This is a genomic window from Arenibacter aquaticus, from assembly GCF_003957295.1.
Classification (GTDB): domain Bacteria; phylum Bacteroidota; class Bacteroidia; order Flavobacteriales; family Flavobacteriaceae; genus Arenibacter; species Arenibacter aquaticus.
Window position 1 is genome coordinate 149,572 of the sequence record NZ_RQPJ01000021.1, and the last position, 15,868, is coordinate 165,439.

Genomic DNA, 15,868 nt, shown 5'->3' on the forward strand with positions numbered 1-15,868 from the left:
AATTACTTTTTAAAAATTTTGTTTTGCTTCATTGAGCTTTTCACAGAAACAGCTATGGGAGTATAGCTTTAAAAAGTAATTGTATGGAACTAGTAATAGACGATTCAGTATTAGTAAAAAACTACATGAACGGGGACGAAAGAGCCTTGGAGATTTTAATTCACCGTCACAATCAGCGCCTAAGCAGTTTTATTTATTCCAAAGTCCAAGATCGGGAAATAACTGAGGATATTTTTCAGGATACCTTTATTAAGGTAATTAAAACTTTAAAAAAGGGTAATTACAATGAAGAAGGTAAATTCCTCCCCTGGGTAATGCGCATATCCCATAATCTCATAATAGATTATTTTAGAAAGAGTAATAGAATGCCGCGTTTTGAAGGCAACAGCGATTTTAATATTTTCTCTATAATGAGTGATGATAAGCTAAACGCCGAAAGACAACTTATAAAGGAGCAGATAGATCAAGACCTTTGTGTTTTGATCAAGGAGCTGCCCAAAGACCAAATGGATGTTTTGGAAATGCGTATCTATAAGAATATGAGTTTTAAGGAAATATCTGAAAATACCGGTGTTAGTATCAATACTGCCTTGGGAAGAATGAGATATGCCCTGATAAACCTTCGTAAGATTATAGAAAAGCACAATATTATTTTAACGAATTAATGTTCCGTATAACCGTCTTTAGTTAATTTCTTCCTAATACTTGCGTTATTTGTACATAACAAAAAATATTATGGACAAATACGACGTTACTACAAAGAACAAATGTACCCTAATGGCAACAAGACAGTCTAAAATAGATTTTTTGCTAAGCTACTCCAAATCATTGTACCTCGTAAAATGCAATGGTAAGCTACAGGAGCAGTGTCTTAATTAACGTTTTATCTTGGCCGTCTTCTTTGGACGGCTTTTTAAATGATATTAGGGTTTTCCTCAAGGGAAGGCGTCTGCAAGACATAATGTACGGTTAGATGTTGTATACCTATTAAGAAGTGGTTCGGCCCACTATGTAACATTTTATTTTAAACTTTAATATAATGTTCTGCATTGGTTTGTAAAGAACTACTTTATAATAAAACTATATTCCTTATATATAGGTAGGAAATTACTTTATAGCCAATTTTTGGAACACTTCTTCTTTTTTAACCTCTTTTATAACATCTACATCCAACTAAATTTTAGACCATTTATTATATCAAAAATAATAAAATTGGCATTTGACATCATTTAATGGGGGTTTTACAACATAGTTTTTCCACAACTTCATCATTTATATACTTTTATCCTGTTGTTAATTGATACTGTAGGTTTAAAATCTGCATCAAGTTTTAGCTAACACAAAGAAAGTCCAATCAGCAAGGTGGGGCACTAGTTTAACCAAAAAATATATTTTGTATGGAACTGCAAATAGATGACTCAGTATTAGTAAAGGATTACATTAACGGAAATGAAAAGGCGTTAGAGGTTTTAATCAATAGGCATAACCAACGTATAAGTAGTTTTATTTATTCCAAGGTTTTGGACCGTGATGTATCTGAGGATATTTTTCAGGATACCTTTATTAAGGTAATAAAAACCTTAAAAAAAGGAAACTATAGTGAGGAAGGTAAGTTTTTACCTTGGGTTATGCGGATTGCCCATAACCTGGTCATAGACCACTTCAGAAGAAACAAAAGAATGCCCATGTTTGAAGGGAATGATGATTTTAACATCTTTTCTGTTATTGGGGATGATAAATTAAATGTAGAAAAACAATTGATCAAAGATCAAATAGATTCTGATTTGTCCGTACTGGTAGAAGAACTTCCAGAAGATCAAAAAGAGGTTCTTGTGATGCGTATTTACAGGGATATGAGCTTCAAAGAGATTTCTGAGAATACGGGAGTGAGTATTAATACGGCTCTTGGAAGAATGCGTTATGCGTTAATTAACCTGAGAAAAGTCATAGAAAAAAACAATATCGTTTTAACGAATTAATAGGTCATAGGTCGAACAGGGCAATATTTCGGATTTGGTAGCGTTATCTTAACATAACAATACTATAATCCTATGGAAAAAATTTACTCTGAGAATCCAAACAAGTGTAAACTTGCGAAAGCAAGTCCTGAAACTATCAAGTTTCTAATAGGCTATTCCAATTCCTTGCAAATAATTGAACACAATAATGTTCAGTTCGAAAATAATTTGAACTAGAACAAAAAATCCCAACTTAGGAGTTGGGATTTTTTGTTTTATAATAGCTGTTCAAGACAGTTTTTCTTCCAATTTTTTTGGTGATAATGTCCTTTTCCAAATCCCAGCCCCTTGCTGGTGAATATTCCCTTCCGTACCAAATAATCTGTAGGTGAAGGTCGTTCCACAGTTCTTTAGGAAACAATCTTTTAGCATCTTTTTCAGTTTGAACCACATTTTTACCATTTGAAAAACCCCAACGGTACATGAGTCTATGTATATGGGTGTCTACCGGAAAGGCAGGAATCCCAAAGGCTTGTGAGACCACCACGCTGGCGGTTTTATGTCCAACTGCCGGTAATTGTTCCAAAAGTTCCAATTCCTGTGGTACTTGCCCGTCGTATTTTTCAATGAGGATTTTAGAAAGGCCATAGATACCTTTAGATTTCATAGGGGATAGCCCAACAGGCTTAATAATTTCCCGGATTTCTTCCGGGGTCATTTTCACCATGTCAAAGGGGTTGTCTGCCTTGGCAAATAATAGAGGTGTAATCTTATTGACCCGCACATCGGTACTTTGGGCCGACAGCAGTACGGCAATCAGTAGGGTATAGGGGTCTTTGTGGTCTAGAGGAACTGGGATTGTGGGGTACAGTTTTTGTAAAGTTTCAATGGTAAAGGTAACTTTTTCGGCTTTCGTCATTTATTGCTTAATTTTATAAAAAATTGAAGATCCTTCAGATGGATCCAGTCTTTTTTAGAATCTAAAATTACTTAATTTTTAACTATGAACACTTTAAAAGTAGGGGATAAGGTCCCAGAGTTCTCCGCTAAGGATGAAAACGGAAATATGATTAGTCTGTCTGACTACAAGGGTAAAAAGCTGATCGTTTTTTTCTATCCAAAGGCCAGTACCCCTGGCTGTACTGCCGAGGCATGTAATCTAAGGGACAATTATTCTGAGCTTAAGGCCCAAGGGTATGAATTACTGGGCGTTAGTGCCGATACACCCAAAAGGCAGTTGAATTTTAAAAATAAATATGAATTTCCATTTCCCTTATTGGCAGATGAAGACCATACCGTATTAAATATTTTTGGGGTATGGGGGCCAAAACAGTTCATGGGTAAAAAATATGATGGTATTCATAGAATGACTTTTGTAATTAACGAGGAAGGGGTAGTTTCCAAGGTAATAGAAAAGGTAAAGACCAAAGACCACGCCGCACAAATACTTTAAGTATTGTTAGAAGCTAAGAGGCCCTGTACACGTTGTTACTATATAACAACATTCGTGTACAGGGCCTACATTTATATAATTTTAAGGATTATACCTTTTGCTTGTGTTCCGCTTCCAAAGGTTTGCGAATGAAAAGTTTCTTCTGTTTAATGATGTCTGCAATACCCTCGGGCAGTACAGATTCCCAACCTTCTTCGCCGTTAATGATTTTCTTAAGGACGTCTCTTGAGAAAACATGAAGGATTTCAGGATCGTAATCAATTATATCCATCACCTTGCCATTGTACTTAAAGAATTTGTACAACTCTTTCATTCTTGGATGCACCTTTATGGTATTACTGGTCATGATCTGACCGGTTTCCTCATTACGCATAGGGTATAGGTACACTTTAAGGTCCTTAAAGAATAGCTTGCCAAAGGCTTCCAGGATACCACCACTAAGGTGACGGTAATACTTTTCATCAAAAATATCTACCAAATTGTTTACCCCCATGGTAAGTCCAATTTTGGATTTGGTATAGTTGCTAAAGTATTCTACCAACCTAAAATACTCCTGAAATTTGGATATCATTACCGTATGGCCCAGAGAGCACAACAGTTCTGCCCGGTCCATAAAATCCTGTTCATCTATTTCTCCGGAGGCCCTAAGGTTAGAAAGTGTAATTTCAAAAATGACTACTGTATTTTCTTCTTCAACACTTTGTTCCCTAATAAAAATTTCATAGGATTTCTTAAACATATCCATATTAACCTTGGTCACTGGTCTAAAGCTACCCCGCAAGGCCAATATATTCTTTTTGTATAGAATGGTCGCTGGCAATAGGTTATTGCCATCAGGTCCGAACATCACGGCATCGGTCATGTCATTCTTCACCAATTGCAAACTCATCAAACGGTTGTCGACTTCAGCAAAATTAGGACCTGAAAAGTTAACCAAATCTATTTCTACAGTGTCCTTATCTATGTGGTCATATAGATATTTCAGCAATTTTCTGGGCTTATCATATTTGTAAAAAGCCCCATAAATAAGATTTACACCCAATATCCCCAGAGTTTCCTGCTGTAATCTTGCCTCATTTTGCTTAAAGCGGATATGGAGGATTATCTCATTCAGTTCTTTTTGTTTGGGGTCTAATTGATATCTTATACCTATCCAACCATGACCTTTGTAGCGCTTGGAAAAATCAATGGTAGCAACTGTATTGGCGTATGAAAAGAACAGGCGGTCCGGGTGTTTTTCCCTACTTATCCTGTTGTCCATGTTTTCCATTTCATGGGCCAACATTTTCTTTAACCGGGACTGGGTTACATACCGGCCGTCTTCTTCAATTCCATAAATGGCATCGCTAAAATCCTTGTCATAAGCACTCATGGCCTTTGCTATGGTTCCGGAAGCGCCTCCAGACCTAAAAAAATGGGCCGAAGTCTCCTGACCGGCGCCAATTTCTGAAAATGTACCGTAAATATCAGGATTTAAATTAATCCTTAAGGTTTTTGCTTTTATTGACGGAACGTTGGTAAAAACATTTTCTTTCTTTAAAATTGTGGACATAGCGTCTTTTTTACTTGTAGCAAAGTTAATAAGATTGAGTTATCTATTAAATAAATTAGTTATAAATTTGGAAGAAATAGATGTAGGGTTGAAAATAACTTTTTTAGGAACAGGAACTTCGCAGGGAATACCCGTAATTGGCAGTACTCACCCAGTTTGTTTAAGCAGTGATCCTAAGGATAAAAGACTTCGTGTATCCATTATGATCAGCTGGGACTCCTATAGATATATTATAGATTGTGGCCCCGATTTTAGGCAGCAAATGCTGACCAATAATGTTGTGAAGATAGATGGCATTCTCTTTACCCATGAGCATTCGGATCACACTGCGGGAATAGATGACATTCGTCCCTTTTTCTTTAGACAAGGTGATATACCTATTTATGCTCATGAACGTGTCATCAACTCTTTAAAACAGCGATTCGACTACATATTTGCCAATGAAAATAGGTACCCTGGGGCTCCGGCAGTAGATATAAATACGGTTGTTAACAATAAACCTTTCAAGATAGGTAACCTAATGGCTATACCTATTGAGGCGCAGCACAATAGGCTGCAGGTATTTGGGTTTAGGATACAGGACTTTGTTTATTTGACCGATGTAAAGAGCGTGGAAAAAGAAGAGATGGAGAAAATAAAAGGAGTGAAAACCTTGGTGGTCAATGCTCTAAGATTAGAACCCCATCATTCACATTTTAATTTGGAAGAGGCACTCGCCTTTATTGCGACTATTAAACCGGAAAGAGCCTATTTAACCCATATTAGTCATTTAATGGGTTTTCATGAAGAGGTGGAAAAGGAATTGCCAAAAAATGTACATTTGGCTTATGATAATCTCGTGATTGAGGTGTAGCCAAAATATCCCAAAAATAGTAGTAGCGATTGCTATAACCAAAAAACAACAATCAACAATCCAAAACAATTTAATTTCTTATGAAACATAAAATTTACTTTTATCTATTAATATTTGTTTCTTTAATAGCCCTGTACCAATTTGTAAGCACCAATAATATGGTAAAGGCCAAAAATTCCCAAATAGTAGCGCAGTCTGAAAAACTTCAAAAATTGGAGGATTCCATACAAAAACTACATCTTAAAGTATTGGATAACCAGTACTTTTCCTTGGAAAATAATGACGATGCCCTAGCATACTATGATCATTTGCAATTAAATGACCCTACGCTTTATGTGTCGGACAAATTATTGGAAACCAATGAAAGTAAGGGCGATAATCCACTTATTCCCTATGAGGGTATGGAAAGTGACTTTAAAATCAATAAAATAAAGGTCTTGAACCACAAGTGGATTTTGGCCGATTTCTCCGATGGCAAATATTGGGGCGAGCTATTGGTGAAATATGAGCTGAAGGACAATCTAGGAGTCGATTTTTCTTTGATAGACCACTTATTGTATACCCGTAGCCACTAAATTTTATCTTGTAACCAGTTGTTAAAGGAATAAAAATTCTGTGGTGCCACCCCGTGGCCAACTGGAAACTCCTCATAAACGTGTTTAATATTCAGGTCTTTTAGTATCTCCGGGGTTTTTTGTGCCCAAGTAACTGGGATAACTTGATCTACACTACCGTGGGAAGCATAAATATTTAAGTCCTGAAAGTTGTGGTCCCTGTGGTTTTTTACCAGTAAGTTCTCATTGATATACCCGCTTAAAGCTACTACATTTTTCACCAAGTGCGGGTATGAAAGGGCCACGGCATAACTCAAAATACTGCCTTGACTAAATCCTAAGAGGGTGACGTTGTTGGCATCCAGTCCATAGGTACTACAGGCTTCTCCAATAAAGGCTTTTATTTTGTCCCTGGATAGTACGGCCTGTTCTTCGTTGTTCCACTTACCTTGATCCGCATCAAAATTAATAGCGTACCATGCATTGCCAGAAGGCTGCATAGGATAGGGTGCCTTTACCGATATAATGCAAAGTTCTTTTGGAAGCTCAGGGGCAAAGGAGAATAAGTCCTCCTCATTGCTGCCATAACCGTGAAACATAAATAATACAGGAGGTTTGCCGCTGCCAAGATTGGAGGGTCTTATTAGGTGTTCTAAAGATAAAGGTGCTGTTGTCATTTTAGGAGATAAAAGTGAACCATTTTTGAAAGTACGGGCCAAGAACGGGAACTTCTTGTTTTTTACCGTTTAAAGCTCCCAAGAACCCATAGAACCATAGTACAATATAAAATACATAGAGTCCGTACCAAGCATATTCGCTGAACCAGTTGCTTAAAAAAATGGCACATCCTAGAAAAACAAGATGAAGTCCAAATGCCTGTCTTGTGTGAAAACGGGCAAAATCATTCTTAGGATCCGAATTCATGGAGATGGCGATAAGCGCTCCCACCATGGTCATATAGGCCACGATTGCCGTGGTCTTTCCTTCTTTAATATCATTGTTCATAGCGGCAAAATTAATCCAAGTTTAAAATATGTACAAAAAAAGAGGTCCTGTAAAGACCTCTAAATCTTTTTTAAAAGTAATACTTACTCGCCTATGGTGCCTATATAGGGCAACTTTTCTAGCTTTCCATTGTTGGCGTTAATGGCCCCAATAACGGCAAAAACAAGGGGGATCCATCTTATTAGACCTAATAAGCCCAAACCAGAGGAGGTAGCTGCCAGTCGCAAAACCAACCCTATGACAATAGCCAATATCCATACCCTAAGCGATTGGCCTATATGGAATTTTACAAATTCGTTCTTTTTGTCATAGTTTACTATAAAGGCTATTAATAGGCCAATAGCAGTAATATAACTGATAACGGCCATAATTTTACCTTCATTTATGGTTTGTTGGTTCATATAGATCTTTTTTGTGGTGGGTAAGCTAATTTACGAAATAATCTGGTTGTTGGATATGACGCCGTAGACCCTTCCCTTTAGTTTTGCTCCCAAGAAACAGCTGTTTTTGGAGGTTGATATGATGTGTTCTTCGTTGAAGGTATATTCGGCTGTGGGATCAAATAATGTTAGTGTGGCTTTTTCGCCTACCCTAAGACTGGGCAATGGTATTTCAAATCGTTCCCGGCCCTTGGTAAGAAATACAATAGTCGTTTCCAGATCAAAAATTTGATTCATCATGCCAAAAGCTGTTTCCAACCCAATAGTTCCATCTTCAGCATTATCGAATTCCACTCTTTTTTGCTCTATATCCATTGGTCTATGGTCTGTGGTCACAAAATCTATAGTACCATTTTTTAGTCCTTTAATCAAGGCTTTATTGTCCTTATTGGTCCGTAAGGGCGGTATTAGTTTATAGTGGGTGTCAAATTCCACAAGGGTTTCGTCCGTAAAACAAAGGTTATGTAAGGCAACACTACAGCTAACATCCAAGCCTTTTTTCTTGGCTTCGGCAATTAATTTCACCGAATTTTCGGTAGATATAGTAGGGATATGCATTTTTCCTCCCGCATACTCCAAAATAAAGAGATCCCTAACTATATTGAGTTCCTCTGCCAAATGGGGAATCCCTTTTAGCCCCAATTTGGTGGATATTTCGCCTTCATTCACTATTCCTTTCCCGGCAATCTGCTTATCCATGGGAAAACTAAAAACAAGTCCGTCAAAATTATGGGCGTACTGAAGGGCTACTTTTAAGAGGTTCGAATTTTTTAAAGGTAGTTTATAGTCGTAGAAACCTACTGCACCTGCAGTTTTCATATCGTAGAGCTCGGCCAGACTTTCGCCTTCAGATTTTATGGTCAGGCTCGCCAAAGGGTGTAGGGTAGTGGCACTCTGAGCTGCGGCATTACGTAAAAAAATGATATCCGAACTGCTATCTGGAACTGGATTGGAGTTAGGGTTAAGGACTATATCGGTAAACCCGCTTTTGGCAGCAGTGTATAGGCCGTTTGCTATAGTTTCCCTTTCCTCGTAGCCAGGTTCGCCAAAGCTGATGCCCGAATCGAACCAGCCAACGGAGACATGGAGATTTTTGTGCTCTATGACCTTTGTTTTACCCTGCACCTCCAGATTGGATCCAATGTCTTCAATTGTCCCATTCTTTATGTATATATCGCGCTTTTTCATATGAAGATCACCGTTGGTGGGATCTATAATTTTGGCGGACTTTAAGAGTATGTTCATTTTAGATATTTTTGGATAAGAACTTCGATAAGTATAAATGCCAACGCTAAAATAACAAACCATTTCCAAAGCTCATTGATGCTGTTGTCTTTTTGTATGGTTTGAAATAGAGCTGATACATCATTGTTTATAATATTGCCCTGAAGGTCACTATTGTTCATGTAATCCAGTTTACTTTCCTCCCTCGGAAGATTAAAACTGATATTTTTTATATCCTTTCCCAGGTGGGTAATACTATAAATTCCGGCAGATGTAGGGTAGTCGTCAAAAGTCAGGGTGGTTTTATTGCCATAGGATTGTTGATATGGAATAAACTCCTGGTTTTCATTGGAAACCTTTAGTATTTGGTCTTTGCCTAAACTGATGGGAATATCCAAGGTTATTTTATTCCCTACCATTTCATAGAGCCTTGGCATTTTTAGACTACTCATTCCCATATTATAGAAGGTGGGTACTATTAATGGGGACTGGGTAAAATTAGAATTTTCCAAGGAAATGGGAGCAGTAAAAAGGTATAGACCATTTGCCCCTATCAGGAAGGGCTCCCCGTTTTGATAGGAGAGAATTTTAGGAAGGGATGAGGTTGTTTTATAATAGCCGTTAACAGAGGGGTATTGAAAATTGCTCACTTCCTTATTAAATACATTTTCAAATAATGGGTGCGCAAAGGAAATCTGACTAACTTTTCGCTCTTCCCCTATGCTGGAAACAAACTTGGAATTGGAGAAAGTCTTGATAAAAGTGTTGTATTCGTTGATATCGGCTCGGTTATTGGGAATTATCACCAAATGACCCCCTGCCTTCCTAAAGGCTTGCAGGGTATTTTGTAGGGATAAGGGAATTGTATTCAGTTCATTGAGGATGATAAGGTTTTGTGACGCTATGAGGCTATAGTTTAAAGCCTTTAAACTGAAGCTTGAAAAATGGAAGCTCTCTTCTGTATATATGCGTTCTAAGTAATCACTTGGCGTTTCCCCAATAGACATCACCTTGATTTTTTCTTGCCTATTAAGGTTAAAATAGAGTTGGTTATCGTATTGCAACCCAGAGTCCGATATAAGTATTTTTCCATTGATCACCTCCTTGGCCGGGATCGTAAAATGCACTTCCCCATGGAGGTCTTCATTAAAGGAAGCGGATGTCTTAGCAATTAAATTATCCCCATTGTACAAGGAAACAGGGGTATTTTCAATTTTTAGGCTGGAAGTTAGGAAACAGCTCAGATCCAAATTCTCCGAGGAAATGGTTTGGGTAAAAGCAGAATCGATAGCAATGTTTAAAAGATCTTTTGGGACGCTCTGCACAACATACCTATTTATATTGTAAAGGGAGTCATTGGTCTGGGACAAAATACTCTTTTGAAAGTCCGAAATTAGGACCAGGTCGTTTTGGGTGTTGGGCGTATCGGGGAAAAGGGTATTGGCCTTTATATAGATGTCGTTCAGCTGCAGTTGATTGGTGGAATAGGGAAGTGCAAGCAAATCATTTTTAATGTCGGCCAACGTTACCTCCTCAAACGTTTGGTCGTTGGTAAAAATGCTAAAGTTGGTTTCTGGTGGTACGGACTTTAGTAGTTGTTGCACCATATTTTCCAAAAGGGTCCCTGTTCCCATATTGGCCTGCATGCTTAGGGAGTTGTCCAGATATATTACAATGTTGTTGTTTTTTAAGGCCGATTTTCCAGGGATAAAGGGTTGGGCAAAGGCCACTATTAAAGCACTTAACAGTAGGAGACGTGTGAAAAGCAGCAACCATTTTTTTAAGGTATTGCTTCTTCGGGACTCGGCCACTACCTTTTTTAAAATTTTTACATTGGTAAAAGGGGTTTTTTTGAACTTACGAAGTTGAAATAGATGGATTAAAATTGGAATCAGTAGTAGAAAAAAAGCCCAAAGGAGTTCCGGATGTTTAAACAGCATTCCCAAAATTAATTTTTCAAATATAAGAAAAGTATTTAGGGGCATTTGTATTTATTATCTATAAATGAAGCAATACCGCCTAGGTTTTGGGAGAGGTGAATAAGGTTTGTGTTCCAACACTTTGAGACTCAGCAAAAAAAGAAATAGTCAGAGTTAGGGCGTTTGCCCAATGACAATAAAAAATCTTCTATGAATTTTTGGGCTTCCTCATTGGCCACGGTAATGATAAGTTGCGGGTTATTTAATTGGCCGATTTCTGAATAATGGGCCATTTTTTTTCCGTAAATGGTCTTGCCTATTTTTTTGGAATTATCACAGACCCAAATAAAGTTGGTTTTCAGGGAGAGAAGACTTTTGGCCACCTCCTTACCTTTGTTCCCTGCTCCCCATAGCACCAACGGCCTTTGGGGTAGATGGTCCAATTTTAGAAAATAATGCAGTTTAATATCCAGAAAATAGTTCTGGGCATAATGTTCACTTGTCCTGGAAGTTCTTGTGGAATAATCGCGCCAATAATGAAGTAAAGCCTGGGTTGGGATGCATTTAAGCCCCAGTTCATAGAAGCGAAAGGCCAGATCATAATCTTCCGGGTATCTATTGGGTAAGAATGCACCTGCCTTATCCAAATCGTTTTTATATACCATCCAACAAGGGGAAGGAATTACACATTCTTTATAAATTTCGGTATAATTGCTTCCTTGTTCCGTAAGCCGATTTAACCATTGCTCATAGCGTTTATAACCACCGCCAAGGCCTTCATCCGAGAAGTACTCTACTTTGCCCAGGGCAATATGTCCCTGCCCGTGCTCTTGAAGGGATATGTACATGTTCTCCAATTTGTTTTGGGCCATTACATCATCAGAATCCATCCTGGTAATAAAAGTTCCGCTAGCCCTGGAATAGGCAGTGCGAAGGGCGGCAATGATACCATTGCCCTCATTGTCAATAACCTTGATCCGCTCATCATTCATTGCAAAATCGTTCATGATATGGCCACTTTTGTCCGTGGAATGGTCATTTACGGCAAGTATCTCCCAGTTTTCATAGGATTGGTTTAGGGTAGATTCTATGCATTGAGGCAGATACTCCTCGGTGTTTTTAAAGGGGATAAGGATGCTGATATTACTTTTATTCATTTGTCAAAAGTAGAAATATATTTGCTATGCATCCAAGATGGGATTAGCAATTAAATGTGTAGTGGACAACCACAGAAATTAAATTGACAGGGATATATACATTAAAAAGTTGTTTTTTTAATTGCCTCTTTATCCGTTTGTTCATTAAACGATTCCAATGTCAAATGGGTAGGTGACATAGAGGACAGTAAAACAGAGTTTTCTTGTCTTAAAAAAATCGGTTTTGTCAAAGGGCTCAAAACCAAAATGGTTTAGCTATAATGTTATGTCCGGGATGTTCGCTTTGTTACAAGTAGCATTTTAATCTGATGATTGGGGAGTTTCATGAAGTTTCAAAAGCATAGGAATAATGGGGATAAACAGAAATAAGCATCAAGAATTGGAGTTGGTAATTAAGAATATATAACTTTGGCGGCTTCAACACTTTAAAAATGTAAGGAAAGTGTTTATTGGAAACAAATTATAGTCCAAAGCAAGGCTGTTGAATTGGAATATCAATCAGGACACTCTTTTAATACATATTAGTTTAATTAATAAGTTTTAATGGGGCAGACCGGCTGCAAACATAAAAAACAATTGAGAATAAGGTATAAGATTGGGATGCAAAAAATTATAGAAAGTTGTAGGATTGCGGGCAAAACTGGAGCAATCCTAGGTTTGCTAATTGGTTTATTAATGATAGGATGCCATGACGTTGGCGATGTTGCCATTACCAATAATAGAATAAGTTTTGATAAGGACTGGAAATTTATTCAAAAAGACGTGAAAGGGGCAGAACAGGTTGGCTTTGACGATGGCAATTGGCGAATTTTAAATGTACCCCATGATTGGAGTATTGAGGGCGAATATAATGAACAGAACCCTATGGGCGCACAGTCGGGTTATTTGCCTGCAGGATTTGGTTGGTATAGAAAAACTATTTCTGTTCCCAAAAGTTGGAAGGGGAAACACATAGAAATCGACTTCGATGGGGTATTTATGAACAGTACGGTATGGGCCAATGGACAAGAATTGGGTACCAGACCTTATGGTTGGATCTCTTTTGCTTATGATATAAGTGAAATTGTCAAAAAATCGGACAAAATAACCTTTGCGGTTCGTGTGGACAATGATAAACAACCCTCCGCACGTTGGTACACAGGAAGTGGTATTTATGCGCATACATGGATTAATATAAAAAATATGGCCCATATTCCCAGAGATGGGGTTTTTGTTTATACAGAAGGAAATAATGTTCTAGTGGAAACCGATATAGAAGCTAATGACATCAAATACAAAAGCGGTGAATTGGTAACCTCAATAGTGGATCAAAATGGAAATACAATTGTTTCCCATATAGATGAAATAAATAGCCAGTCGCAGACTGTGGTTAAAACTACCTTGGCAGTTCCCGACCCTAAACAATGGTCTCTGGAAAATCCGTATTTATACATCTTAAAGAGTGAACTTAAATTAGACAATGAGGTAGTAGATGTTGTACAGACAAAATTTGGCATTCGTGATATAGCTTGGAAGGCCCAAACGGGCTTTTGGTTAAATGGTAAGAATATTAAACTTCAGGGTGTTTGTAACCATCAAGATGCAGGTGCTTTGGGTGCCGCTGTCCCGGATAAGATTCTTCGCTTTAGAATTCAGCAATTAAAGGATATGGGGGTAAATGCCATTAGAACGGCCCACAATCCTCAAACTCCCATGTTTTATGAAATATGTGACGAATTGGGAATGTTGGTGATGGATGAAATTTTTGACGGCTGGAAAAGAAAAGCCAAAAATGACTACGGAGCACATTACTTTGATAATTGGTGGAAACGAGATTTGACCGACTGGATCAAAAGGGATAGAAATCACCCATCGGTTATTATTTATAGTGTGGGTAATGAAACACGAGGTCCTATTGGCAAGGATTTGGTAGCACAATGTAATCATTTAGATCCAACTCGCTCAGTAACTTCAGGGCATTCCGGTTCTGAATTCATGAATGTTTTAGGTGTAAACGGCAGCAGTGAAAAGAAAGGTTACATAGAAAATTTATCGACTCATCAAAAAGGAAAAGCCTTTATAGGTACAGAAAACACACATACTTGGCAAGTAAGAGGGTTTTATAGGACTAAAACATGGTTTAGGGATGGTTTTCCAAATAAAAAACAGCGACCGTACGAACTACCGGATTTAACCGAAAAAGAAGTTTTTACGCATGATTGGACAGAAGAGTCAGATCGAAAAAATAGAAAGCAAATATTCAATTCCAGTTACGACAATGCTACTGTACGCGTATCATCACGTTTAAATATAGAGCAACTTCGTGATATACCAGCCTATGCAGGTTCTTTTCGTTGGACTGGACATGACTATATTGGAGAAGCAGCTTATGTACATGGTGGTTGGCCATTTAGGGCATTTATGGGAGGTGCCATTGATTTGGCAAATTTTGAAAAAGATTTGTATTATTTGTATCAAAGTCAATGGACCACTGATCCAATGGTTCATATTCTGCCACATTGGACACATCCTAAAGTAGCATTGGGAACAGAAATTCCAGTATGGGTATATTCCAATTGTGATGAGGTGGAGTTGTTTTTTAACAATTCCTCGTTGGGGAGGATAAAACCGGGAACCAAGTGGGGTGAAATGCAATGCCAATGGATGGTGAAATGGCAACCAGGCACTATTAAAGCCGTTGGATACAGGAATAATAAGATTGTTGCCGAAGAAATCATAAGAACAGCCAATGAGCCTGCAAAAATTAAATTATCAATAGACGGAAAACCTTTGGTTGACAAAGCGCATGATATAGTACAGGTACGGGTTACAAGTACTGATAGTACTGGGGAGTTTTATCCATATGGGGAAAATAGAACCTATTTTAAGGTTATAGGGGCTGGGGCAATTAAAGCCTTGGATAATGGTAGCCCTGTAGACGTAGAACCACATGTTGGACCTAATCATAGAAAAGCATTTTATGGGCTTACACGGGCATATATAGTATCCACCAACAAGCTTGGTGATATTAATTTATTGGCTAGCTGTATTTTGGGAGAGAAAAAACTAATTACATCCAATAAGGTGAGCATTGATACGGAAATAATCAATTTAAGGGGAAATGGAATTGATCCGAAAATTGAAATATTTTATACCACTGATGGGACCTTACCAACCATAAACTCCGAGGTTTATAGCCAAAGTTTTGAAGTTGACTTGGAAACAACCGTAAAAGCGTTAATAGTGGTAGATGGTAAGCCTACTCAGGTATTGGAAGAGCAATTTGGAGAAAATGAAGGGTTTACATGGAATGATAACCAGGGAGATACTATGTTTATAGGTGATCAGGCGGAGGAAGCAACTATTGTCAACGCCAATATTCTGACCAAAGGAGAAAAATTCAATGGTAAAGGTTATGTGAGTTTAGATAAAATAAATGCTTCGGTAACATGGTATCAAGAAAATGACGGGGGAGCAGGGGCTACAGATTTGCATATACGTTATAGTACAAAAATAGATAATGCTCCAGGAACTTACGTGAAAGTCAATGTTAATGGAAAAGTTGTCAAGGATAAATTTTTCCTACCCAATACAGCCAATATAGGACGTTCTTGGAACACCATTAAAATTCCAATTCTCATAGATCGCGGAGCAAACACAATAAAACTGGAGACTGTGGAGAATAAAGGCCTTTATTTGGATGAAATTCTAATAAAATAAATGGTATAAACCTACATACACTTGCCGTATGTAGGTTTATGTTTTGCAAGCTAG

Annotated in this window: 14 protein-coding genes; 6 read left to right on the forward strand and 8 right to left on the reverse strand. The window is 37.8% G+C overall.

Annotation, left to right across the window (positions count from 1 at the left end; genetic code table 11):
• Window positions 1-83 precede the first annotated feature (83 nt).
• Complete coding sequence (locus tag EHW67_RS16580; protein ID WP_126163510.1) at window positions 84-665, forward strand: RNA polymerase sigma factor; 582 nt, start codon at window positions 84-86, stop codon at window positions 663-665.
• 732 nt (window positions 666-1,397) lie between these two features.
• Window positions 1,398-1,979, forward strand: a complete 582-nt coding sequence (locus EHW67_RS16585; protein ID WP_126163511.1) for an RNA polymerase sigma factor — start codon at window positions 1,398-1,400, stop codon at window positions 1,977-1,979.
• Between the two features lie 232 nt (window positions 1,980-2,211).
• Here the strand turns inward: EHW67_RS16585 and EHW67_RS16590 are convergent, their stop codons facing one another.
• Window positions 2,212-2,877: an endonuclease III domain-containing protein gene (locus EHW67_RS16590; RefSeq protein WP_126163512.1), complete on the reverse strand. Its 666-nt coding sequence runs from the start codon at window positions 2,875-2,877 to the stop codon at window positions 2,212-2,214.
• Window positions 2,878-2,961: 84 nt separating this feature from the next.
• Here EHW67_RS16590 and bcp point away from each other — a divergent pair, with 84 nt between their 5' ends.
• Window positions 2,962-3,411, forward strand: coding sequence for a thioredoxin-dependent thiol peroxidase (gene bcp / locus EHW67_RS16595; RefSeq protein ID WP_126163513.1), 450 nt, complete (start codon window positions 2,962-2,964; stop codon window positions 3,409-3,411).
• 88 nt (window positions 3,412-3,499) lie between these two features.
• On the opposite strand, the gene EHW67_RS16600 is transcribed toward bcp, so the two are convergent.
• Complete coding sequence (locus EHW67_RS16600) at window positions 3,500-4,963, reverse strand: TonB-dependent receptor (RefSeq protein WP_126163514.1); 1,464 nt, start codon at window positions 4,961-4,963, stop codon at window positions 3,500-3,502.
• Between the two features lie 88 nt (window positions 4,964-5,051).
• On the opposite strand from EHW67_RS16600, the gene EHW67_RS16605 reads away from it, so the two are divergent.
• Window positions 5,052-5,816 (forward strand): MBL fold metallo-hydrolase, encoded by a 765-nt coding sequence (locus EHW67_RS16605; RefSeq protein ID WP_126164124.1) that lies wholly within the window; start codon window positions 5,052-5,054, stop codon window positions 5,814-5,816.
• Window positions 5,817-5,896: 80 nt separating this feature from the next.
• Window positions 5,897-6,391 (forward strand): hydrolase, encoded by a 495-nt coding sequence (locus EHW67_RS16610; RefSeq protein ID WP_126163515.1) that lies wholly within the window; start codon window positions 5,897-5,899, stop codon window positions 6,389-6,391.
• On the opposite strand, the gene EHW67_RS16615 is transcribed toward EHW67_RS16610, so the two are convergent.
• The 6 genes from EHW67_RS16615 to EHW67_RS16640 all read right to left on the reverse strand — a co-directional run bounded on the left by EHW67_RS16615 (window position 6,388) and on the right by EHW67_RS16640 (window position 12,115).
• Window positions 6,388-7,047 (reverse strand): alpha/beta hydrolase, encoded by a 660-nt coding sequence (locus EHW67_RS16615; RefSeq protein WP_126163516.1) that lies wholly within the window; start codon window positions 7,045-7,047, stop codon window positions 6,388-6,390. The genes EHW67_RS16610 and EHW67_RS16615 overlap by 4 nt on opposite strands.
• Before the next feature lies 1 nt (window position 7,048).
• Window positions 7,049-7,375, reverse strand: coding sequence for a hypothetical protein (locus EHW67_RS16620; protein WP_126163517.1), 327 nt, complete (start codon window positions 7,373-7,375; stop codon window positions 7,049-7,051).
• A gap of 83 nt (window positions 7,376-7,458) precedes the next feature.
• Window positions 7,459-7,776 (reverse strand): DUF4870 domain-containing protein, encoded by a 318-nt coding sequence (locus EHW67_RS16625; RefSeq protein WP_126163518.1) that lies wholly within the window; start codon window positions 7,774-7,776, stop codon window positions 7,459-7,461.
• 30 nt (window positions 7,777-7,806) lie between these two features.
• Window positions 7,807-9,060, reverse strand: a complete 1,254-nt coding sequence (locus tag EHW67_RS16630) for a dihydroorotase (RefSeq protein ID WP_126163519.1) — start codon at window positions 9,058-9,060, stop codon at window positions 7,807-7,809.
• Window positions 9,057-10,979, reverse strand: a complete 1,923-nt coding sequence (locus EHW67_RS16635; RefSeq protein ID WP_126164125.1) for a BatA domain-containing protein — start codon at window positions 10,977-10,979, stop codon at window positions 9,057-9,059. The genes EHW67_RS16630 and EHW67_RS16635 overlap by 4 nt, the downstream gene beginning before the upstream one ends.
• Window positions 10,980-11,107: 128 nt before the next feature.
• Window positions 11,108-12,115: a glycosyltransferase family 2 protein gene (locus EHW67_RS16640; protein ID WP_126163520.1), complete on the reverse strand. Its 1,008-nt coding sequence runs from the start codon at window positions 12,113-12,115 to the stop codon at window positions 11,108-11,110.
• Window positions 12,116-12,715: 600 nt separating this feature from the next.
• On the opposite strand from EHW67_RS16640, the gene EHW67_RS16645 reads away from it, so the two are divergent.
• Complete coding sequence (locus EHW67_RS16645) at window positions 12,716-15,814, forward strand: glycoside hydrolase family 2 TIM barrel-domain containing protein (protein WP_238389971.1); 3,099 nt, start codon at window positions 12,716-12,718, stop codon at window positions 15,812-15,814.
• The last annotated feature ends 54 nt before the right edge of the window (window positions 15,815-15,868 follow it).